This is a genomic window from Micromonospora wenchangensis, assembly GCF_002210435.1.
GTDB classification, from domain to species: domain Bacteria; phylum Actinomycetota; class Actinomycetes; order Mycobacteriales; family Micromonosporaceae; genus Micromonospora; species Micromonospora wenchangensis.
On the sequence record NZ_MZMV01000055.1, the window covers coordinates 1 to 21,849 of the forward strand.

Annotated in this window: 19 protein-coding genes; 3 read left to right on the top strand and 16 right to left on the bottom strand. The window is 74.8% G+C overall.

Annotation, left to right across the window (positions count from 1 at the left end):
* Nucleotides 1–192 precede the first annotated feature (192 nt).
* The 5 genes from B5D80_RS25345 to B5D80_RS25365 form a co-directional block, all read right to left on the bottom strand.
* The gene (locus B5D80_RS25345; protein ID WP_088646493.1) at nucleotides 193–504 is read right to left on the bottom strand and encodes a MazG-like family protein; all 312 of its coding nucleotides are present in this window, start codon (nucleotides 502–504) and stop codon (nucleotides 193–195) included.
* Between the two features lie 124 nt (nucleotides 505–628).
* The gene (locus B5D80_RS25350) at nucleotides 629–1,261 is read right to left on the bottom strand and encodes a hypothetical protein (protein ID WP_088646458.1); all 633 of its coding nucleotides are present in this window, start codon (nucleotides 1,259–1,261) and stop codon (nucleotides 629–631) included.
* Nucleotides 1,262–1,273: 12 nt separating this feature from the next.
* On the bottom strand, nucleotides 1,274–3,076 hold the full coding sequence (locus B5D80_RS25355; protein WP_245854975.1) for a DUF4012 domain-containing protein: 1,803 nt from the start codon (nucleotides 3,074–3,076) through the stop codon (nucleotides 1,274–1,276).
* 81 nt (nucleotides 3,077–3,157) lie between these two features.
* Nucleotides 3,158–4,387, bottom strand: a complete 1,230-nt coding sequence (locus tag B5D80_RS25360) for a glycosyltransferase family 4 protein (protein WP_088646460.1) — start codon at nucleotides 4,385–4,387, stop codon at nucleotides 3,158–3,160.
* 166 nt (nucleotides 4,388–4,553) lie between these two features.
* Nucleotides 4,554–6,011: a tyrosine-protein kinase domain-containing protein gene (locus B5D80_RS25365; RefSeq protein ID WP_088646461.1), complete on the bottom strand. Its 1,458-nt coding sequence runs from the start codon at nucleotides 6,009–6,011 to the stop codon at nucleotides 4,554–4,556.
* 188 nt (nucleotides 6,012–6,199) lie between these two features.
* Between B5D80_RS25365 and B5D80_RS25370 the strand changes: the two genes are divergently transcribed.
* Nucleotides 6,200–8,077, top strand: coding sequence for a nucleoside-diphosphate sugar epimerase/dehydratase (locus tag B5D80_RS25370; RefSeq protein WP_088646462.1), 1,878 nt, complete (start codon nucleotides 6,200–6,202; stop codon nucleotides 8,075–8,077).
* A gap of 49 nt (nucleotides 8,078–8,126) precedes the next feature.
* Here the strand turns inward: B5D80_RS25370 and B5D80_RS25375 are convergent, their stop codons facing one another.
* The 10 genes from B5D80_RS25375 to B5D80_RS25420 all read right to left on the bottom strand — a co-directional run bounded on the left by B5D80_RS25375 (nucleotide 8,127) and on the right by B5D80_RS25420 (nucleotide 15,949).
* Entirely contained in the window at nucleotides 8,127–8,330 is a 204-nt protein-coding gene (locus tag B5D80_RS25375; RefSeq protein WP_088646463.1) for a hypothetical protein, read from the bottom strand.
* 15 nt (nucleotides 8,331–8,345) lie between these two features.
* The gene (locus tag B5D80_RS25380; protein WP_088646464.1) at nucleotides 8,346–8,669 is read right to left on the bottom strand and encodes a hypothetical protein; all 324 of its coding nucleotides are present in this window, start codon (nucleotides 8,667–8,669) and stop codon (nucleotides 8,346–8,348) included.
* Complete coding sequence (locus B5D80_RS25385; RefSeq protein ID WP_088646465.1) at nucleotides 8,666–9,073, bottom strand: DUF1622 domain-containing protein; 408 nt, start codon at nucleotides 9,071–9,073, stop codon at nucleotides 8,666–8,668. The genes B5D80_RS25380 and B5D80_RS25385 overlap by 4 nt, the downstream gene beginning before the upstream one ends.
* A 38-nt stretch (nucleotides 9,074–9,111) precedes the next feature.
* A complete protein-coding gene (locus tag B5D80_RS25390; protein WP_088646466.1) occupies nucleotides 9,112–9,699 on the bottom strand; it encodes a TMEM165/GDT1 family protein in 588 nt (195 codons plus the stop codon).
* 326 nt (nucleotides 9,700–10,025) lie between these two features.
* Entirely contained in the window at nucleotides 10,026–10,997 is a 972-nt protein-coding gene (gene egtD / locus B5D80_RS25395; protein ID WP_088646467.1) for an L-histidine N(alpha)-methyltransferase, read from the bottom strand.
* Nucleotides 10,998–11,037: 40 nt separating this feature from the next.
* Entirely contained in the window at nucleotides 11,038–11,799 is a 762-nt protein-coding gene (gene egtC, locus B5D80_RS25400) for an ergothioneine biosynthesis protein EgtC (protein ID WP_088646468.1), read from the bottom strand.
* A gap of 16 nt (nucleotides 11,800–11,815) precedes the next feature.
* On the bottom strand, nucleotides 11,816–13,153 hold the full coding sequence (gene egtB, locus B5D80_RS25405) for an ergothioneine biosynthesis protein EgtB (protein WP_211291645.1): 1,338 nt from the start codon (nucleotides 13,151–13,153) through the stop codon (nucleotides 11,816–11,818).
* Nucleotides 13,150–14,385 (bottom strand): ergothioneine biosynthesis glutamate--cysteine ligase EgtA, encoded by a 1,236-nt coding sequence (egtA, locus tag B5D80_RS25410; RefSeq protein WP_088646469.1) that lies wholly within the window; start codon nucleotides 14,383–14,385, stop codon nucleotides 13,150–13,152. Before egtA ends, egtB begins: the two co-directional genes overlap by 4 nt.
* A 141-nt stretch (nucleotides 14,386–14,526) precedes the next feature.
* Entirely contained in the window at nucleotides 14,527–15,309 is a 783-nt protein-coding gene (locus tag B5D80_RS33480; protein ID WP_088646470.1) for a hypothetical protein, read from the bottom strand.
* 16 nt (nucleotides 15,310–15,325) lie between these two features.
* The gene (locus B5D80_RS25420) at nucleotides 15,326–15,949 is read right to left on the bottom strand and encodes an RNA polymerase sigma factor (RefSeq protein WP_088646471.1); all 624 of its coding nucleotides are present in this window, start codon (nucleotides 15,947–15,949) and stop codon (nucleotides 15,326–15,328) included.
* Nucleotides 15,950–16,454: 505 nt separating this feature from the next.
* Between B5D80_RS25420 and B5D80_RS25425 the strand changes: the two genes are divergently transcribed.
* Nucleotides 16,455–17,846 carry a serine/threonine-protein kinase gene (locus tag B5D80_RS25425; RefSeq protein ID WP_169733104.1) on the top strand — a complete coding sequence of 464 codons (1,392 nt, stop codon included), beginning with the start codon at nucleotides 16,455–16,457 and terminating at the stop codon, nucleotides 17,844–17,846.
* 114 nt (nucleotides 17,847–17,960) lie between these two features.
* Entirely contained in the window at nucleotides 17,961–19,223 is a 1,263-nt protein-coding gene (locus B5D80_RS25430; protein WP_088646473.1) for a nucleotide sugar dehydrogenase, read from the top strand.
* 37 nt (nucleotides 19,224–19,260) lie between these two features.
* Here B5D80_RS25430 and B5D80_RS25435 read toward each other — a convergent pair whose 3' ends face one another.
* Nucleotides 19,261–21,738 carry an ABC transporter permease gene (locus B5D80_RS25435; protein WP_088646495.1) on the bottom strand — a complete coding sequence of 826 codons (2,478 nt, stop codon included), beginning with the start codon at nucleotides 21,736–21,738 and terminating at the stop codon, nucleotides 19,261–19,263.
* Nucleotides 21,739–21,849: the final 111 nt, after the last annotated feature.

Genomic DNA, 21,849 nt, shown 5'->3' on the forward strand with positions numbered 1-21,849 from the left:
GTCGGGTCATTCCGCCGGCCGCCGGGCGGCCGTGCTGCTGCGGTCGTACGGGGGGTGTAACGCCGGGGGCGGGGTCGGGATTCCGGCCGGAGGGTGCCGCCGGTCACGGCGACCGGGGTCGGACCGGACGACACCGGACAACCCTCGCACCGACACCGCGGGTCGTACCGCCCATTCGGGCCGGCACGGGAGTCACGGGGTGATCCGGGACTCGACCTTCGCGGCGCAGGCGGTCACCACCGACCGGGCGTCCAGGCCCAGGCTCTCGATGGCGACCAGGGCGGTGAAGACCACGTCTGCCAACTCGGCGGCCACCTCCGCACGGCTGTGGGTGACCCCCTTGCGGGGGTTCTGGCCGAGCACGCCGATCCAGGCGCCGGCCGCCTCCCCGGCCTCCTCGCTGAGCTTGAGGATGCGGCAGGTCAGCTCGGTCTGGTCGGTGCCGTTCGCGGCGTCGAGCCAGGCGCGGGCGGCGCGGGCCGCGTTCCAGATCACCTCGTCCACCCGTCCAGTGAACCGGACGGCGGTGACGGTCCGCGGCCGGGGGCGGTCGGCGGCGCGGCCGGCACGGTCGGTGCCCGCCGGACCGCAAGGTCCGACGGGCACCGGGTACCGCAGTGGTTCCGGGTCAGCGGGTCATGCCGAACCGGTGGCGACGCCGCCAGCCGAACGCGGTGAGCATCAGCACCACACCGGCGCCGACGAGCCCGCCGCCGACCTTGAGCGGTGTGCTCAGGTTGTCACCGGTGACCGGCAGGTGCGGGTGCGGCTTCTTCTTCGGCAGCACCGTGATCGTCGTGCTGGCCGTACGGCCCGAGGTACGCCCGGTCGCCGTGAAGGTGATCCGCCCGACGTCGCTCGGCCGGTAGCTCACGGTGAAGTTCCCGTTCGCGTCGGTCTGCGCCGTGAAGTGCCGCGGCGCGGGCTGCGGCTGCGAATAGTCAACCTTGACCATGGCGACGGTGGTGCCGTCGCTGCGTCGGGCCGGCGCCTGCCCAGGCACGGCCGCGGCGAGGGGCGCCACGGTGACGTCGATGTCGACGATCTCGTTCGGCCCGAAGCCGGTGCCGGTGAGCACCACCGTCTCGCCGAGGAAGATGGTCGTCGGGTTGGCCGTCAGCGAGGGCGTGACGGGTGGGTACGGTGGCGGCTGCGGCGTGCTGTCGGCGGGTGGCTGCGGCTGAGCAGCCCCCGCGGCGGTCGGCACGGCCACGATGGCCAGACCGACCGTCAGCGCCATGAGAATGCGGGATAGCCGCATGATGGTCTCCTCCTACTGTTTGCAGCTAGGTGCGGGAACTACTTGGGTGGTCCATGGGGTGGCGGTCGGTGTGTGCCACAGTTCGGCGGTGCCCGTGGTGTTCCTGCCGGTCAGCAGGTCCACGTCGAGGGTCCGGGTGGCGCCGGGAGCGACGTCGACGGTGGCGATGACCACCTGCCGGCGACGTTCGATCCCGCTGCCCAGCGGGGTCGGCTTTCCGTCGACCCGGGCGCTGAGCACCGTGCCGCCCGCCGGGCTGTAGACGGAGATCAGGGTCCGGGCCGTGTAGGGGTCGCCGGCCATGCCGAGGCCGAGCACCGACTTGGCCAGACCCGAGTCGGGGGCCGAGGAGTGCAGGGTGAAACGCAGCTTGAGCTGCCGGCGTCCCTCGTCGGCACAGTCACCGGTGGTGAGGATCGCCGTCGGCCGTAGGTAGTAGCCGAGTTTCGCGCCGCTGCCGTCGTTGAGGAAGACCCCGACGGTCGGGGTGCTCTCCTGTTCGGGGAGCGCACCGGCGAGCCGGGTGTCGGCGAACGTCCGCTGTTCCGTGGATCGGGCACTCCAGAACAGTATCCGTCTTTCCGTGATGGAGCGGTCCAAAGCCGACAAAAGCACTCTTGGGTTGACCTTCTTCGTGAGGAAGGCGTCGAAGACGGCGGAGGCCGAGGCGGCGAAGAAGGCGTCCTGCCCGGTGTCATCGCGGCCCTGGTAGGCGTCGCTGAGCAGGGTGCGCACCACCTGGTTGCTGACCAGGGTGGCGTCGCCGGGCACCTGCACCGGGCCAGTGGCCTGGAGCAGGTAGGACAGCATCACCGGGTCGACGGTCAGCACCCCGTCGACGGTCACGCCGCTGTGCCGCCGGTACATCTCCCGGTACAGCTTCGCCGCGGCGGGGAAGTTCGGGCTCAGGTTGACGTCGGCCGGGTAGATGCCGGGCAGGTCGGTGTAGAGCCGGCGCACCTCCTCGTCCACCCGCAGCGCGGGGGTGAACCGCCCGAACTGGGCGCTGGTGCCCTGCTCGCGCATCCGGATCCGCCCGTCGTCGGCGTGGATCACCGCGTACGCGCCGAACATGCCGCCGGTGGCGCGCAGCTCGGCGAGGTTCTGCGAGAGCAGCAGGTAGCTGCGCGGCCCGTCCGCGCCGAGCAGGGCGGGCAGCACCCGGGCGCCCCGGTCCGCCGCTCCGGTCAGTCCGGCCAGCCGGTCGATCTCCCCCCGCAGCTCGGTCAGCGCCGTGCCGAGCTGGCTGACCAGGTCCTCGGCGGGTACCGCGTCGAGGCCGGCCCGGGACCTGCGCACGGCGGCGTCGGCGGCGGTCAGGTCGGCCGAGGCGGCCCGCAGCCGGGCCAGGTCCAGCCGTCCCTCGGTCGGCACCAGCGTGGTCAGGTCGGTGCGCAGCAGCGCCGGGAACGCCTCCCGGGCCAGGTCGTCGATGGCCACCGCGATGGTCCGGACGGCCGCCACGTCGTCCCCGGCGTACGGGACGTGCCGGGCCAGCGCCCAACCGGGGTCGCCGGTGGCGGTCCGGGCCGCCCCGGCCTGCTCCTGCAACGCCGCCAGCGTGCGCTGGGCCCGGTCGAGGTCGCCGCCGAGCACCTGGGTGCTCAGCTCCCGGGCGAGCCCGGCCGCGTTGACCAGGTGGGCGCGCGCCTGCCAGCCGCGGAACCCCACCCAGCCGGCGGCACCGAGCAGCACCGACCCGACGACCAGGCAGACCAGCAGGGCCCGGCGGACCCTTCGCCGGGTCCGCCGCCGCAGTCTCCGTCGGCCGCTGTGCGATCTACCGCTCTCCGCCACCCGTTGCTCCGCTCTCACTTTCGGGCGATATGACCATTCATGAGCTTTGTAGCACGAAGTATGTCGCTGTCAGGCTGTTACCGAATTTTCGGATATGGATCAGCGTGCCCGGGATTGCCCGGCGGGCACCCGGGGGGACGCCACGTCCCGCAGCAGCGACTCGATCCGGTCCACCCCGGCCCGCAGCGACATCTCCCGCAGGTAGGTCTCCCGCCCCCGCCGCCCCATCTCCGCCCGCGCGGGCGGTGGGATCGTGCTGGCCAGCCAGAACCGGTCGGCCAGCGCGGCCCAGTCCTCGGGCGGGCAGGACAACCCGGCGCGGGCCCGCTCCACCAGCGCCGCGGTGTCGCCCCCGGCCGAGGCCACCAGCGGGGCGGCACAGGCCAGCGCGGACTGCACCTTGCTCGGCACCGTCCCGTTCAGCTCCGGCAGATCCCGCAGGGTCACCAGCTGGTAGTCGGCGGCGGCGTACAGCTCGGGCATCTCCCACGGCGACCGCCGGTCGAGGAACCGCACGTTGCCGGCCCCGAGGTCGCCGGCCAGGCCCCGCACCCGGCGCTCCTGCGCCCCGGAGCCGACCAGCACCAGGTCCATCCGGTCGTGCAGCGCCGCGGCCGCCCGTACCGCGGTCTCCAGACCCTGCCGTTCGCCGATCGTGCCGGCGTGCATGACGACGCAGCGCGCGTCCCCGCGGACCAGCGCCTGGGCGGCCCGGCCGGCACGCACCGGCTGGAAGATACGCTCGTCGGTCCAGTTGGGTACGGTACGCACCCGGTCACCGGCGACCCCGTCGGCGAGCACCAGATCCCGCATCGAGGGGGCGGTGACCGCGACCGCGTCGGCCGCCCGCAGCACCCGGCGCATGGTCGTGGTGATCCGCCCGGGTCGCTGCGAACCGGGCGCGGCCTCCCCGGTCCAGAGGTCCTGCACGTGCAGCACGGTGGGCACCCGGCCGAGCAGCCGCAGCAGCCCGGCGGCGGCGAAGCTGGTCGCAGGGAACTGGGAGACGTAGAGCACGTCGACGCCGGCCAGGTACCGCCGTCCGGCGAGCGCCGCGCTGCCGGCGAAGGAGAGGTAGCCGGCCATCCGGGCGGTGGGCGAGGCGTCGCCGCCCGCGTAGCGGGGCACCCGGCGAACGGTCAGCCGCTCGCTGTGGGTCACGTGCCGCCAGCGCTGCCGCCACCCGGGATAGACGTGGCCGCCGGGATAGTCCGGGAAACCGGTCAGCACCCGCACCTCGTGTCCGCGCCGGGCCATCTCCTCGGCGAGGCTGCCGGGGATGAACGCCGGCTCCGGCGGGAAGTGGTACGACAGGATTCCGACCCTCATCGCCGCGCTCCCTCCCGCGTACCGCCGACGGGTCGTCGACCGGCGCGGTCCGGTGCCGGGGGGCGGCGGCGTGCCGCCGCCCCCGACGCGCCCGGCCCGCGGGCCGCCGTCGCCGCCCCGCCTCTGGCGGGCGGGGCGGGACGGGCGGACGGGCCCGCGGCGGCACTCATCGCGGCAGCCGGGTGAGTTCCTGCGTCCGGTCGCCGGCCGGGTGCAGCCCCTGGTCGTCGCGGTGGGCGGCGGTGGCACGGTCGGCCGGCACCGACGCCGGCGACGTGGTGGCGATCCGGTACGCCTCGTACTGGTAGGCGTCCGCGCGGGCCACCTTGGCCATGTTGAGCACACACCCGAGCAGCCGCACCGACACCGAGTGCAGGGACCGGGCCGCGGCGGCGGCCTGGGCGCGCGAGGTACGCCCCTGCTGGGTGACGAGCAACGCGCCGTCGGCCTGCACGGCCACCACCACGCCGTCGGTGACGGCCAGCAGCGGCGCGGTGTCGATCACCACGATGTCGGCGGACTCGCGCAGCGCGAGGAGCAGGTCGGCCATCGCCTTGGACCCCAGCAGCTCGCTCGGGTTCGGCGGGGTCGAGCCGCTGGGCAGCACCAGCAGGGACTTGTCGCCCCAGCGCTGCACCACGTCACCGACTTGGACGTCGCCGACGAGCACGTCGGTGAGCCCGACGCCGCCGTCGACACCGAGGTAGTCGGCGACCTTGGGGCGGCGCAGGTCGGCGTCGACCAGCAGCACCCGCCAGCCCGCCTCGGCCAGCGCGATCGCCAGGTTGCAGGACAGGGTGGTCTTCCCCTCCCCCTGCAACGCGCTGGTCACCGCGATCACCCGGGCCGGCTCGTGCACGTCCACGAAGCGCAGGTTGGTCCGCAGCTTGCGGACCGCCTCCGCGCGGGCCGACGTCGCCGCCTCGCCGACGATCAGCGGCGCCGCCTTGGCCCCCTGGTCGAACGGGATGTCGCCGAGCAGTGGGCTGCCGGTGGCGCGTTGCAGGCCGGCGGCGTCCCGCAGCCGTACGTCGACCATGCCGCGCAGCACGGCGAGCGCCACGCCGAGCAGGAGCCCGACCAGCACGCCGAGGGCGAGGTTGCGGTTGGGCTGCGGGGAGACCGGGCTGGCGCTGACCCGGGGGCCGCCCACCACCTCGATCCGGGTCGGCCCGGCCTTGCCGTCCGACGTGGTCTCGATCTTCTTGACCAGCTCGACGAACTTGGCCGACAGGGCCTCGGTGACCCTCATGGCCCGGGTCTGGTCGGTGTCGGTGACGCTCGCCCGCAGCAGCACGGTGCCCGGTTCGGTCGAGGTGGCGACCCGGCGCTGGATGTCGTCGGCGGTGAGGCCGAGGCCGGAGTCGGCGACCACGGCCTGCGCCAGGCGGTCGCTGCGCAGCAGGTCGGCATACGACTTCACCCGCTGCTGGAGGAAGAGTTCGCCCTGGTAGGCGTTGCTCACGCCCTGGTTGGGGGCGGTGACGAAGAAGGTCACCGAGGCCACGTAACGGGGCGCCGTGCGGACCGTGACCAGCGCCGCCGAGCCGACCGTCAGCATCAGCGTGACCAGGACGATCCACCAGTGTCGGCGGACCAGGCGCAGGCAGGTGCGGACGTCCATCACGCCCTCCGTTCCGGCGGAACGGCCAGCTGGTGAAAAAGCACGAAGTCTCCCTAGGTTCCCATAACGCCGTGAGAGTATCTAAACGCAGCGAGTAGCCCTTTAAGTTGCAAAAACAACGTATACGATGCAAACCGCTTGTCAGTGCCGAATCCTCGCAATCACGGAACAAAACGCAGAGGACGCCAATGAACCACGTAGCCCCCCGGCCCGACGACGACCCCAGCCAGCGGCGCGACTGGGTCACGCGACGCGCGAAGGCCCTGTCCTTGCTAACGCTCGACACCGCCTCCTGGTGCGCGGGTTTCCTGGTCGCCTCCTGGGCCCGGTACGAGTTCGGCATCACCCCCCGGCAGTGCGCCCTCGCCCTCGGCGCCGCCGGCGTGTGCGCGGTCATCCACGCGGCGCTCGAACAGGTCCGGTTCACCGCCCGGGGCCGGCACCCGGTCGGCAGCGTCGGCGAGGCCCGCGACCTGGGCGGGACGGTCGCGCTGGCCGCCGCCGTGGCGCTGGCCGCGCTGCTGCCGATGGCCGAACGCCCCGTCCCGGCCAGCGTGCCGATCCTCGGCGCCGCCGTGGCGCTGCTGCTGATGGGGGCCGGCCGGGTCACCTACCGGTGGCGACGCGACCGCGACACCCGGCCCGCCCGCTCGGCCGACCGGACCCTGATCTACGGGGTCGACGCGGCCAGCGAACGCCTCGTCCGGGTGCTGCTCGGCGACCCGACCAGCGGATACCTGCCGGTGGGGCTGCTCGACGACGACCCCGAGCGGCAGGGGCTGCGGGTGGCCGGGCTACGGGTGCTCGGCGGCCGGGAGCAACTGATCCAGGCCGTCCGCGCCACCCGGGCCGGCACGGTGATCTTCTCGATCAACGGCTCGGACGCCGAGCTGATGCGCGACGTGCGCAGCCGCACCCTGCAGGCCGGCGCCGCGTTCAAGGTGCTGCCGCCCGTACGCGAACTGCTGGACCGCCCGGTCACCGCGCACGCCGTCCGCGACCTGCAACTCACCGACCTGCTCGGGCGGGCCCAGCGGGTGGCCGAACTACCCGTGGAGCGCAACGGGCTCGCCGGACGCCGGGTGCTGGTCACCGGGGCGGGCGGCTCGATCGGCTCCGAGCTGTGCCGGCAGATCGCCCGCTGCGACCCCGGCGAGCTGATGATGCTCGACCGGGACGAGTCGGCGCTGCACGCGCTCCAGATGTCCCTGCACGGGCGGGCGCTGCTGGACGGGCCGGAGCTGATCCTCGCCGACCTCCGCGACGCCGACGGGATCGCCCGGATCATCGCCGAACGGCGGCCCGACATCGTCTTCCACGCCGCCGCCCTCAAACACCTCACCCTGTTGCAGCGACACCCGGGCGAGGCGGTCAAGACCAACGTCCAGGGCACGCTGAACCTGCTGGAGGCGTGCCGCGACGTCGCCGAGTTCGTCAACATCTCCACCGACAAGGCGGCCAATCCGATCAGCGTCCTCGGCTACTCCAAGCGGATCACCGAGCGGCTGACGGCGCACTACGCCGACCGGTACGGCGGGGCGTTCCTCAGCGTCCGCTTCGGCAACGTGCTCAGCAGCCGGGGTTCGGTGCTCACCGCCTTCCAGGCCCAGGTCCGGGCCGGGCTGCCGATCACCGTGACCCACCCGGACGTGACCCGGTACTTCATGACCGTGCAGGAGGCGGTGCACCTGGTGCTCCAGGCCGCCGTCGTCGGCCGGGGCGGGGAGGCGCTGGTGCTGGACATGGGCGAGCCGGTACGCATCGCCGAGGTGGCCCAGCGGCTGGCGGCCGAGGCGGCCCAGCCCCCCGAGATCGTCTACACCGGCCTGCGCCCCGGGGAGAAGCTGCACGAGGACCTGTTCGGTGTAGACGAGATCGACAGCCGGCCGCTGCACCCGCTCATCTCCCACGTCCGGGTCCCCGCACTGGACCCGGCGGAACTGGCCGGTCTCGACCCGTACGGCGACCCGGAGGAGCTGGTCAAACGGCTGGCGGCGTGCTGCGACGACCACCACGCCCGGGTCGACGACACCCCCCGGTTGTCCACCCTGCCCTCACCACGCTGAACCCACCGTCCGCCCGGTGTGTGCCGCCGGGCGGACGGTGGCCGGCCGCTCAACGGCGTCGCCGGGCCGCGTCGTCCCGCTCGTCCGGTTCGGTCTCCTCCAGCGCCTCGGTGACCGACCCGGTCAGGTCGTCGCCCGGCACCGCGACCGCCTCGGCGCGGTCCTGCTCGTCGGAGCGGCCGCCCGGTGGGGGCTGCGGGGCGGTGGCCCCGCCCGCGAAGCCGTACTCGTTCGGCTCGTCGTGCCGGCTCATAGGGGAATCCTTCCGTCACATCCGGTTCGTGCCCTGCTGCCCCCGGTGGGGATGTGCTCGGCTTACCCACGCCGGGGGGTCGGTAGTCGGCGGCGCGGCCGGCGACGCCGGGGCGAGGCCGGACCAGAGCATGCGGCGCAGCACGACGACCGCGACCGCCGACGCCAGCGCCGGCCAGCCCGGCCCGCCGGCCAGCCGCAGCAGGCCCGCCGCGACCAGCAGGTCCAGCAGGACCCGCAGGGCGGTCCGCCAGGACCCGACGGTCAGCAGCACCGCGCCGCCGACACCGAGGGCGAGCGTGCTCACCACGGTGGCGAGCGGCACCGCGAGGTCGGTCATCCGGGGGTCCCACCGCTGCCGCCCGGGGCCGGCCGCGGGTCGCGGCTCGGCCCGTCACCGGCGTCCACCTGCCGTTTCTCCTGGGCGATCTCCCGGCGCAGCACGACGTTCAACGCGGTCCGGATGGTGGCGATCGCCGCCAGCTGACCGAGCTGGGCGAAGGTCGGCGACACCGCGGTCCGCAGGATGTCCGCCGCCAGTTGGAACTCCAGGCCGAGGGTGAGGAACCGGCCGAGGGAGAGCCGGATCGGGGTGAACACGGCGGCGCTGCGGTGCCGCAGTCCCTCGACCACGATCCGCAGCGCCGCCCAGAGCGCACCGACGACGATGACTGTCGCGCCGATGGTCTCCACGACCCCCACCACGACCGCGTCGCCGTGGCGCAGCAGCTCGTCCAGCCTCACCGGGTGGCGTTACCCGCCCGCACCCCGGCTAGTCGGAGTCAGGACAGCTCCCGTACCGCCTCCAGGATCAGCCACAGGCCGCAGATGGCGAAGAGCACCGCCGCGCCGTAGCGGATGGTCCGCTCCGGCAGGTGCCGGCCGAGCAGCCGGCCGACCAGGATCGCCAACGCGTCGGCGGCCACCATGCCCAGCGTCGAGCCGAGCCAGGTGCCGAACCAGCCGTACTTGGTGGCCAGGGTGATGGTGGCGAGCATCGTCTTGTCGCCCAGCTCGGCCAGGAAGAACGCGACACCGACGGCGAAGATGGCGGACTTGCCGGTCTTCTCCGCCTTGCGCTTCTCCTCCTCGGTGAGCTTGTCGCCACGCAGCGTCCACACGCCGAAGCCGAGGAACGCCAGGCCGGCGGCCAGCGAGATCCACCCGGTGGGCAGCGCCGCGTTCAGGCCGACGCCGATCGCCACCGAGGCCAGGTGCACGATCGCGGTGGCGACGGTGATGCCGATCAGCACCGGGACCGTCTTGAACCGGGTGGCGAACGTGAGCGCCATGAGCTGGGACTTGTCCCCCAGCTCGGCGACGAAGATGACGCCGAAGCTGACAACCAGCGCGACGAGGAAACCGTCCATGAGGAACCTTCCCGATCAGGCCGGGAGGAGGTGACGGGGCGACCTCGACCCGGCTGTGTGACAGCCTGAGTCGAAGGTCTCGCCCGCCCCACCGCTGGTGGGGCCGCGTGGCCGGGTGCGGAACGCACCAGTGTGTCGACCACGACATTGGGGGCTACTCCCCTTCGCCCCGCCAGCCTAACCGACCGGCCCGACCGGCCGGTGCGCCGGGTGCGCCACGTCACCCCGCAGGGTGCCCGTCGACGCCCCGACGCACCGGGCCGGCGGTGTCGTCACCGACGGTCGGGCCCGGTCGGCGGCGGACCGGCCGGCCTGACCGCCGGCGGTCAGGCGGCGCGGGCCAGGGTGACCCCGAACAGGCCGTCCGGGTCGGTCCAGAACTCCGTCGGCAGGAACCCGGCCGCCGTCAGCTCCGCGCCGATCCCCGCCGGCCGGAACTTCGCCGACACCTCCGTGCGCAGCTCCTCGTCGGCGGCGAAGTCGACGGTCAGGTCGAGGGCGTCGACGCGGACCCGCATCGGGCGTCGGGCCCGCAGCCGCATCTCGATCCACTCCCGCGCCGGGTCCCAGTGGGCGACGTGGGCGAACGCGTCCGGGTCGAAGTCGGCGGCCAGCTCCCGGTTGATCACCCGCAGCACGTTGCGGTTGAACTCGGCGGTGACCCCGGCCGCGTCGTCGTACGCCGGCACGATCACCGCCGGGTCCTTGACCAGGTCGGTGCCGACGAGCAGGTGGTCGCCCGGCTCCAGGGCGGCGCGCATGGCGGCCAGGAAGTCGGCCCGCTCGGCCGGCACCAGGTTGCCGATGGTGCCGCCCAGGAAGACCACCAACCGGCGACCGCCGGTCGGCAGCCGGTCGAGTTGCCTGGTGAAGTCGCCGACGATGCCGCGTACCCGCAGCGCCGGATAGTCGGTGGCGATCTGCGCGGTGGACTGCCGCAGCGCGCTCACCGACACGTCCAGCGGCACGAAGGTGCCCAGCCCGCCGTGCCGGGTGAACGCGTCCAGCAGCAGCCGGGTCTTCTCCGAGGAACCGGAGCCCAGCTCGATCAGGGTCTTCGCCCCGGTCGCCGCCGCGATGTCGGGCGCCCGGACGGCCAGCACGGCCCGTTCCGCCCGGGTCGGGTAGTACTCCGGCAGCCGGGTGATCTCCTCGAACAACTCGCTGCCCCGGGCGTCGTAGAACCACTTCGGGGGCAGCCACTTGGGGTCGGCGGCCAGCCCGGTCCGCACGTCGGACCGCAACGCCCGGTCGAGGTCCCGTTCCTCCAGGTAGATCTCCAGCGGTTCCGCGCTCATGTCGTCCTCTCCCGCACCGAGAAGGTGCTGTCCCGTCCGGTCAATCCAGTTCGCCGACGTGCACGCCGTCCGGTCCCGCCCGGACCCACCGCCGGTCGGGCACCTCCCGCCAGCCGGGCGCGTCGTCCACCGGCTCGGAGGCCAGCAGCGCCGTGCCGTCGTCGGCGCGCACCGACAACGCGTGGCCCCACACGCTCGCCACCACCGACACGCCGTCGGTGAGCAGCAGGTTCAGCCGTGATCCCGGGGCCGCGGCGGCCACCTCCCGGACGGTCGCGACGACCGCCCCGGTCGGCGACGCGCCGGCCCGCAGCCGGTGCCGGACCAGCGCCCACAGCAGCGCCGAGTCGGTCGGCGCGTCGAGGGTGAGCAGGTCCCGCACCGGCAGGTCGCCGGCCGGCCCGACCACCGAGTCCGGCCAGCCGCGCACCACCCCGTTGTGGCTGAACAGCCACCGTCCCTCGGCGAACGGCGCGGCGGCGCTCTCCTGCACCGGCATGCCGACCGTGCCGGAGCGCACCGCCGCCAGCACCGCGCCGGAGGTGGTCACCGCGGCCAGTTCGGGCAGCGTCGGGTCGGACCAGATCGGGCCGGCCCGGCGGTACCGCACCGGGGCCCCGCCGCGACCGTCGTCCCCGCCGGTGCCGGGGTACCAGCCGACGCCGAAGCCGTCGGCGTTGACCGTGCCGCCGCCGCGCATGTCCCGGGGGGCCCAGGACTGCCGGACCAGCGAGTGCGGCGGGTCGTACAGCAGCGACCGCAGGGTCACCGGGGGGCCGAGGTACGCCAGGTGCCGGCACATCAGGCGACGCCGCCTCTCACCCGTGGGCCTCCTCGGGCCGGGCGTCACGGGCGCAGCGGAAACCGCTGAAGATCTGCCGCCGGATCGGGTGGTCCCAGTTGCGGAAGGTGCCCCGGCAGGCCGCCCGGTCGGTGCCGAACGAGCCGCCGCGCAGCACCCGGTAGTCACCGCCGAAGAACACCTCCGAATACTCCCGGTAGGGGAAGACGGCGAAGCCGGGATGGCCGTGGAAGGGGCTCGCCGTCCACTCCCAGACGTCGCCGATGAGCTGGTGCACGCCGAGCGGCGAGGCGCCCGCCGGGTAGGCCCCGACCGGCGCCGGCCACAGGTGCCGCTGCCCCAGGTTGGCGTGCTCGGCGGTCGGCTCGTCGTCGCCCCACGGCCAGCGCCGGGACCGGCCGGTCACCGGGTCCCAGCGGGCCGCCTTCTCCCACTCCGCCTCGGTCGGCAGCCGTTTGCCGGCCCACCTCGCGTACGCCTGCGCCTCGTGCCAGCAGACGTGCACCACCGGCTCGTCGTCGCGTACCGGGGCCCACCGGCCGAACCGCTGGTACGCCCAGCCGTCGCCGTCGCGTCGCCAGTGCATCGGCGCGGTCAGCCCGGCCTCGGTGCGGTGCCGCCAGCCGGCCGCGCTCCACCAGCGCGGGTCGTCGTACCCGCCGTCGGCGAGGAACTCCCGGTACGCGCCGTTGCTGACCGGCGCGGCGTCGATGACGTACGCGGGCAGGTCGACGGTGTGCGCCGGACGTTCGTTGTCCAGCGCCCACGGGTCGGTCGAGGTGCCCATGGTGAACGGCCCCGCCGGCACCAGCACCTCGGCGGCAACCCGGGCCCGGGGTTCGGGGGGCGGGGGCGCGTCGAGCACCGGCGGCCCGGAGCGCAGCTGGTGGGTGGCGAGCATGGTCTCGTCGTGCTGCTGCTCGTGCTGCACGATCATGCCGAAGACGAAGCCGTCGGTGACCAGCGGCCGCTCGGTGAACCGGACCCCGTCGAGCAGGTCGTGCACCTTGTCCCGCACGGTCGCCACGTAGGCCCGTGCCTCGGCCGGGGGCAGCAGCGGCAGGGAGGGGCGGTCCCTGCGGGGCTGTTTGAACGCGTCGTACAGGTCGTCGATGTCGCGCCGCACCGGCTCCCGCCCGCCGACGTCGCGGACCAGCCACAGTTCCTCCTGGTTGCCCACGTGGGCGAGATCCCAGACCAGGGGGGACATCAGCGTCGAGTGCTGCCGGACCAGGTCGTCGTCGTCGACCGCGCCGGTCAACGCGTCGGTACGGGCCCGGGTCCGGGCGAGTTCGGCGGCGATCCGGCTGCGCAGCGGCTCGGGCTGCGCGCCCGGCTGTTCGGTGGTGGTCACCGGTCTCCCCTCTGCGCCGCGGCGATCCGTCGGCGGAGCCCGCGGTCGATCTCGTGGTGGATGTCGGTCGGCAGGTCGAGCGTCGGTAGCGTCTCCCGGGCCAGGTCGAGCAGGGCCGCGGCGGCCCTCGCCAGGGCCGGGTCGGCCAGCCCACGCCGGGCGGCGGTGCGCCAGCGGTCGGCCACCGGCGTGGCGATCGTCCGGGTCGCCCGGACCGTCCGGTCGTCGCCCAGCAGCGCGGTCAGCACGGCCAGCGGGAGCGTCCAGTCCCGGCCGGGTTGGGCGTCGAGGTAGCGGACCTCCAGGTAGCCGCGCGGGCGTACCGGTGGGAAGAGGGTGCTGACGTGGTATTCCAGGTCGTCGGTGGTGGGCGGGTCGGGCAGTGCCCCGGCTATCCAGTCGGCGAACGTGACCCCGGGCGGGGGCGTCCAGTCCGGGCCGTCGTGGCGCAGGCACAGCAACGGTGCGGCGAGGACGTACTCCGTCCAGGCGGCGACCGGGTCCCGGTCCGGCTGCTGCGCCGACCAGACCGGGCCGGTGCGGGCCGGGTCGATGTCCAGCCAGGCGGCCATCCGGGCGGACGCCCAGCCGGTGGGCCGGCCGGCGTGCCGGTCGGCGGTGGCGAAGGCCGCCACCAGCGGTGGCCCGATGGCGTGCACCGCCGCCCAACGCTCGGCGAGGCCGGCGGCCGGGCCGACGTCGAGGCAGACCTGGAGGCCGGCGGTGCTGTACATCATGGTCTGCCCGGCCGGGCCGCGCCGGTCGAAGACGCAGCGCATGGCGCGGTAGCGCGGGGTGTCGACCACCGGGCGGGGGGCCCGCCACGGGTCGATGCCGGTCCGCCCGCGCACCAGTCCGGCACGGGCGAGCAGGGCGTCAAGTTCGTCGATGTCGGCCTGGGTGGCCGAGACCAGCGCGGCGACCGAGGATCGCGGCGCGGTGGACACCTCCACCTGGCCGCCCGGCTCGACGGTCACGGTGCTGCCGTGCCGCAGGGGGCGGGCCGGGCCGGTGTCGTCCAGGGTGGGTGGGCTGTGTGGCCCGAGTGCCGCTCGTAGCCGCGCCCGGTCCAGTGGCCGGGCGGGGTCGGCGGCGTCGTGGACGGTCCATTCCAGTTCGACGCCGGTGAGGGTGGGTGGCCCGGTCTTGAAGCAGATGCGGGCCAGATGCCCGGCCGCCCCGGCGACCTCGCCGAGCACGGTCGACCGGTCCAGCCCCGGCGACGTCACCACGAGACGGTCCCCTCCCGACGCAGGGTACGGCCGTGCCGGCCGGTAGGCAGGGCCGCCGTGGGCCGGCCCGTCCTCCATCTTCTGTCTCGGGGACCGATCCCGCAGACCCGACGGGAAGAAATATTTGTGAAGCCTTTTCGACTAGTTCTTGTGGCCGGGCCCGCCGCCGGGGCCGGCCGGACCGCCGGTGCTGGCGGCGGGCCCGCCGGTGGCTGAGGGTGGCCCGCCAGTGCCGCCGGCCGGACCGGCCGGTGGGTGCTCCGGGACCAGGGTGCGGCAGTACGCCTCCACCCGGTCGGTCCCGCCCGCGGCGGCCACCAGGTCGGCGTAGCCGGGCTTGGTCAGCGCCTTGGCCCGCTGCGGGGGCGGCTTGGCCAGGTACGCCCGGCACTGCCCGACCAGCTTGCCGGCGCTCGCCGGCCCGCTGTGGCCGGGCGGTGCGGGGGGTGCCGAGGGGCCGCCACCGGGCGCGGTGCCGCCGGGGCGACGCGACGGGCTCTGCCGGGACGGGTCGGACCGGTGCGGGGACGGTGGGGTCGATCCGGTCCCGGTGACGGACGGGACGGGTCCGGGCACCCGCTCGGCGGGACGGTCAAGGGTCACCGCGGCGAAGGCCACCCCGGCGGTGGCGGTGGCGGCCAGCGCGGCGATCCAGGCCACCACGCCGGTAGTGAGCCGGGGACGCCGCCGGCCGGCCGGGGCGGGCCCGGGTGCCGCCGCGCCCCGGGCGGCCCGGAACGCCGCCAGCGCCGCCTGCTCGCCGGCGAGTTCGTCGGGTCGGGCCGGCGCGGCGGCTGCGGCCAGCAACCGGGTGAGCGGGTCGTCGGTGGACGGCGGGGCCCCGGGCCCGGTCGGACCGAGCAGCCGCTCGGCCTCGGCCCGGCTGACCGGCCGGCCGGAGCGGGCCGACCGGCGGAGGTTCATCCAGTCTCCCCTCATGTCAGCCGTCCGCCGGCTCGGCCCGCGACGCGTGCGGCGTCGGCCGGGGGCGGGGCGGGGTGACCCGCCCGTCGTCGGACGACCGGGGGGCGTCGCCGCGTTCCAGCATCGCGGCCAGCCGGCGCAGCCCCCGGTGAGCGGCCGTACGGACGGCACCCGGCCGGCGGCCGAGCACCCGGCCGGCGGTCTCGGCGTCGAGCCCGATGACCGCCCGCAGCAGCACCGCCTCGGCCTCCCGGGGCGGCAGGGTGGCGATCAACGCCAGCGCGGACTCGGTGCCGATCGTCTCGCCGGCCCGTTCGGCGGTGTCGGCGTCGCCGGCGAGGTCGGTGAGGGCCTGGACGGGCACCGGCAGGGACGGGCGGCGACGCTGCCGGCGGAGGTGGTCCATGGCCCGGTTCCGGGCGATGGTCACCGCCCAGGCGCGGAACTCGCCGCCGGTGAACCGGGACAGGTCCCGGGCGATCTGCAACCAGGTCTCGGAGGCCACGTCCTCGGCATCGGGGCCGACGAGCGCGGTGAGGTAGCGCAGCAGGCCCGGTTGGAGGCTGCGGTAGAGGATCCGGAACGACTCCTCGTCGCCGGCCTGCGCCGCCGCGACCGCCCCGGTCAGGTCGTCGGTCACGGCCGGACCGCCCCGTCGACCGACCCGGGCCGGCGGCCGGCGGACACGCCGCCGCCCCGGCCCGACCAGCGGACCCCTTCGCGCACCTTCAGCCCCCCGCTGCCCCGCTCGCACCCGACGCCGGAGGCCGGGTGACCCGTCTGGTCGCCGCCGGGGAGAGTACGGCGTCGGGTCTGGGCGCGGTACCGGCACCGGGACGGGCCAGAGGGGGCAACACTAGGAGCCGGAGTGGGGCGTAGGCAAGCGGTCGACGGGGCGGAAAGAGTGAGATAGATCAATCCCGCTGGCGGCGCGTCGGAGTAACACCGATCACCCGCCGGACGCCCACCCGCGACGCCGGTCGCCCCGGCCCCGAGGTCACGACGCACCGCCGGTGACCGCACGTCAGGCACCGGTGACCGGCGGTCAGGTCGATCCCCGCCGGGAACTGGACAGGTCGTCCCAGAAAAAGCCGGAAGGGATATCGGCGTCTGCCGGACGGGAGGACCCTGGGTACGGTATGGGGGTGTTGTCATCCGAGGTCGTGCTCAGCGGTCGCTACCGCCTGGACGAACGTGTCGCCACCGGCGGCATGGGCGACGTGTGGCGGGCCACCGACCTGGTTCTGGGTCGCCAGGTCGCGGTGAAGGTGCTGCTGCCGGCGCTCGTCTCGGACCCCGACTTCATCGCCCGGTTCCGCGCCGAGGCACGGATCATGGCGGCGCTGCGGCACCCCGGCATCGTGCAGGTCTTCGACTGCGGCGAGGACCGGCTCGCCGACGGCGGCCGGGCCGACTACCTGGTCATGGAGTTCGTCGAGGGCGAACCGCTGTCGCGGCGGATCGAGTCCGCCGGCCACCTGGACGTGGCCGAGACGATGTCGGTCGTGGCGCAGGCCGCCCAGGCCCTGCACGCCGCGCACGCCGGCGGCATCGTGCACCGCGACGTCAAGCCGAGCAACCTGCTGGTGCAGGAGGACGGCACGGTGGTGCTGGTCGACTTCGGCGTCGCCCGCTCCACCAACATGACGAGCATCACCAGCACGAACGCGGTGCCGGGCACCGCCCTCTACATGGCGCCCGAGCAGGCGTCCGGCCGGCCCGTCTCGGCCGCCACCGACATCTACGCCCTCGGCGCGGTGGCGTACTGCTGCCTGACCGGGCAGCCGCCGTTCACCGGGGACAATCCGCTCCAGGTGGCCGTGCGCCACCTGGACGACGAGCCGCCGGAGCTGCCCGCGGACATCCCGGCGGCGGTCCGGGCCCTGGTGGCGCGGGCGCTGGAGAAGGACCCGGCGGACCGCTTCGCCACCGGCGCCGAGATGGCCACCGCCGCCCGTGCCGCCGCCGGCGACGACACCGCCGCCACCGCGCTGGTGACGCCGCCGCTGCGCGACCCGTCCGGGGCCGACGGCGTCCGCGTCGGCCCGTCGGCGACGTCGACGACGGTGGTCGGCTCGGGGTCGCGGCGGGGCCGCCGGGGCTCCCTGGTCGGTGCGCTGGCCGCGGTGCTGGTGGCGCTGACCGCGCTCGGTGCCGCGCTGGGCGCCTCGAAGTCGCTCGACAGCGGGGTGCCGAACATCCGCAGCACCGGACCGGCCGTGGCGCCCACCGACCGGACGGAGGTGCCGGCGGTGGTCGAGGAGACCGGCTCCGACGAGTCGCAGCGTCCGCCCCGCCCGACCAACCAGTCCGAGAAGCCGTCGCCGTCGGCGTCGGTCAGCCCGACGCCGCTGCCGAACGGCTCGTCCGTACCACTGCCGACGAAGTCCGCGCCGCCCACCCCGTCGGAGCCGGCCACCACCGGGCCCGCCCCGACGGAGACGCCCACCACCGGGCCGACCCAGGGCGAGCCGACGCCGACCGCGACCGAGGCGGGCGGCGGGGGCGGCACCAACCAGGCGCCCCCGGGCAGCTGAGCGGTCGTCGCCGGGCACCGGGAACACCGCCGACCCCAGGAATACCAAAACGGACGTAGATCGCCATATCGCCATCTAGGCTCCCTGCAAGGACACGCTTGCAGGGAGCCCCGGGTGAACGCACAGAAGCTGGTCGTCATCGGTCAGGGATACGTCGGACTGCCGCTGGCCATGCGCGCCGTCGAGGCCGGGCTGGACGTGGTCGGGTTGGATGTCGACGCCGACCGGGTCAAGCGGCTCGCCTCCGGCGAGTCCTTCGTCGAGGACATTCCGGCCGACCGGCTGGGCCGGGCCCTGGCCAGCGGACGGTACCGGCCGAGCACCGAGTACCCGGACGCCGAGGGCTTCGACATCTGCGTGATCACCGTGCCCACCCCGCTGCGCGACGGGGTCCCCGACCTGAGCTTCGTCGAGCAGGCCGGCACCGCCGTCGGCCCGTACGTCAGGCGCGGCTGCACGGTGGTGCTGGAGTCGACCACCTACCCGGGGACCACCGAGGACCTGCTCCGGCCGCTGCTGGAGGCGGCGAGCGGGCTGCGCAGCCCCGGTGACTTCCACCTCGGTTACAGCCCGGAGCGGATCGACCCGGGCAACCCGACGTGGCGGCTGGAGAACACGCCGAAGGTGGTGTCCGGGGTGGACGCGGCGTCGCTGGCCCGGGTGGACGGCTTCTACCGGCGGCTGGTCGAGCGGACCGTGCCGGTGGACTCCACCCGGGTCGCCGAGCTGACCAAGCTGATCGAGAACACCTTCCGGCAGGTCAACATCGCGCTGATCAACGAGCTGGCGATGGCCTCCCACCAGCTCGGCATCGACGCCTGGCAGGCGATCGAGGCCGCCTCGTCCAAGCCGTTCGGGTTCATGCCGTTCCGGCCCGGCCCGGGGGTCGGCGGGCACTGCCTGCCGATCGACCCGTGCTACCTGTCCTGGCAGGTCAAGCGCACCCTGGGCCGGCCCTTCCGGTTCATCGAGCTGGCCGACGACATCAACCACCAGATGCCCGAGCACGTGGCCCAGCGGGTGATGGCCGGGTTGAACCGGATCGGCCGGCCGGTCAACGGGGCACGGCTGCTGCTGCTCGGGTTGGCGTACAAGAAGAACACCGGTGACATGCGCGACTCGCCGGCGGTCGACGTGGCCCGCCGGTTGCAGGCGCTCGGCGCGGACGTGCACGCGGTGGAGCCGTACGCCGAGCCGCAGCACATCCCGGGCGGGGTGGTGGTGGTCGACCTGACCGCGCGGGAGGTCGCGGCGGCCGACGCGGTGGTCCTGGTGACCGACCACGACAGCTTCGACTACGACCTGGTCACCCGGCACGCCCGGTACGTCTTCGACACCCGGGACCGGTGCCGGGGCGCGATAGTGGAACGGCTCTGACCGTCACCCCGCCGGGCCGGCGGGGTGACGGCCGGGGTCACTCCGCGCCGAGCGCCTCGACCACCGGGCGGGCCAGTGCGCGCCGGGCCGGCAGCACCGAGGCGGCCAGCGCGGCGAGCACCGCCACGGCGAGGATCAACCCGAGCCGGTCCCAGGGCAGCACCAGCGTGAAGCCGCCACCCAGCCGGGCCACGAAGGCCACCGCGCCGGCGCTGACCGCGACCCCCAGCGCGGTGCCGAGCACCGCGCCGACCAGGGCGGTCAGCACCGCCTCGAGGGCCAGCAGCAGCCGCATCCGCCCCCGGGACAGCCCCACGGCGCGCAGCACCGCGTTCTCCCGGGTCCGTTCCACCACCGAGAGGCTGAGCGTGTTCGCGACGCCGACCAGGGCGATCACCACGGCCAGGCCGAGCAGCGCGGTGACGAAGGCGAGCAGCATGTCCACCGTGCCGGTGAGCATCTTCTTGTAGGCCGCCTGGTCCAGCAGGTTCACCGTCGGGTACCGGGCGACCACCGCCTCGATCGCGGCGCGGGCCCGTTCGGCGGGCACCCCGTCGGCCGGTTCGACCTCGGCCAGTTGGCCGCGTTCGTCGGGGTAGAGCGCGGTGAAGTCGGCGTCGGCCAGGTCGACCACGTGCCCGGCGGGCACCCCCTGCGACGTCGGGCCGTCGGCGGTGACCACGGCGGCCACCCGGAACGGACGCCCGGCGACGGTGACGGTCGAACCCACCCGCCAGCCCCGGGCGGCGGCCAGTTCGCGGTGCACCAGCACCGACCCCGGCCCCAGGTCCGCGACGTCCCCGGCGTCGACCGCGTCGAGGGTACGCCGGACCAGCGCCGGGTGCGCCGAGCGCAGTTCGACGCCGTCGACGACCCGGTCGCGGTGTTCGTGCACCACCCCCACCTCGGGTCGGGCGGCCAGCTCACCGGCGAGCGGGGCGGGCAGTTCGACACCGATGCCGGTGACCACGAAGTCGACGCCGATGCGGGCGTCGACCCCACGCTCGACGCCCAGCTTGACGCTGCCGGCGCCGACCACGAACGCCGAGACCAACCCGATGCCGATCACCAGGGCGGTGGCGGTCGCCGACGCCCGGCGCGGGTTGCGGGCGGCGTTGGCCACGGCGAGCGCGGCGGTGGCCCCGAACACCTGCCGCAACGGCCGGCCGAACAGCCGGACCAGCACCGGCACCAGCAGCGGACCGAACAGGACGATCCCGAAGAAGGACAGCACCCCGCCCACGGCGACCAGGACGATCTGCCCGACGGCGGCGGCCCCGGCCAGCGCGCCGATGCCGGCGACGCCGACCAGCGCGCCGAGGGTCAGCCGGACCCGCCCGGCGCCCCGGGCCTGGTGCCCGGCGGCGGCGGTGAGCGCGGCCACCGGCGGCACCCGGGTGCCCTGCCAGGCGGGCAGCAGCGCGGACCCGACGGTGACCAGGGTGCCGAGCAGCAGGCTGAGCCCGACCGTCCGGGCGGTCACCGTCAGGCCGGCGACGGAGAGCGGCAGGTCGAGCCGGGGAACCAGGGCCGCCGCCCCGGCGGCCAACCCGGTCCCGAGCGCCACCCCGAGGGCCGAGCCGACCAGCCCGAGCACCGCCGCCTCCAGCACGGCGGCCCGGAAGACCTGCCCCCGACGGGCCCCCACCAGCCGCAGCAGCGCGGTCCGCCGGGCCCGCTGGGCGAGCACGATGGCGAAGGTGTTGGCGATGACGAACCCGGCCACCACCACGGCCACGCCGGCGAAGATGAGCAGCACCAGGCGGAACTGGTCGAGGTCGCGCACCCCGTCCTCGACGGCCTCGTCGAGGATGCGCTGCCGTGACTTCACCGTGGCGTCCCCGCCGACCACGGCGGTCACCCGGTCGGCCAGGGCAGGTCCGGCCGTCCCCGGTGCGGCGGCCACCATGATCCGGTCGTAGCCCGGTTTCCCGCTCACGGCCAGCGCGTCCGCGCCGACCAGCCCGACGAACGGGCCGCCGACGTCACGCGTGGTGTCGGCCACGTCGACCGTGCCGACCAGGGTGTACGGGCGGGCCGCGCCGGTCGCGCCGCCGACACCGACCGGGCCGCCGAGGGTGAACCCCTGCGCGGCGACCGTGGGCACGTCGAGGACCACCTCGCCGGGACGGTCGGGCAGCCGGCCGGCGACCACGTCGTAGGAGCGCAGCGCGGGTTCGGTGGGGATCGCGGCGAGCAACCCGACGCCGAGCACCGGCCGGCCGTCGACGCCGACCACCCCGGCGAGGGCGGTCAGCTCCCCGGCCGCCGCGGTGACCCCGTCGACCGTGCGGACCCGGTCGACCAGGGACGGCGGCAGGGTGGTCCGGTCGGCGTAGACACCGAGGTCGGTGTGCCGGTCGAAGGCGCCGGCCCGCTCGTACGCCCCGGCCTGCATACCGTCGGTGAGCATCAGTGTGCCGGCGACGAAGGCGACGCCGAGCACGATCGCCACCGAGGACAGCAGCAGGCGCAGCGCGTCGGCGCGCAGCGTACGCAGGGTCAACCGCCACATGCCGGTCACCGCCCGCACCGGCGACGGCCGGAGCCGGCCCCGGGAACTGCGGGTCGGCCGCCTCCGGCGGGTGGGCGGGGCGCGGGACGGACGGCGGCAGGGACGGACATG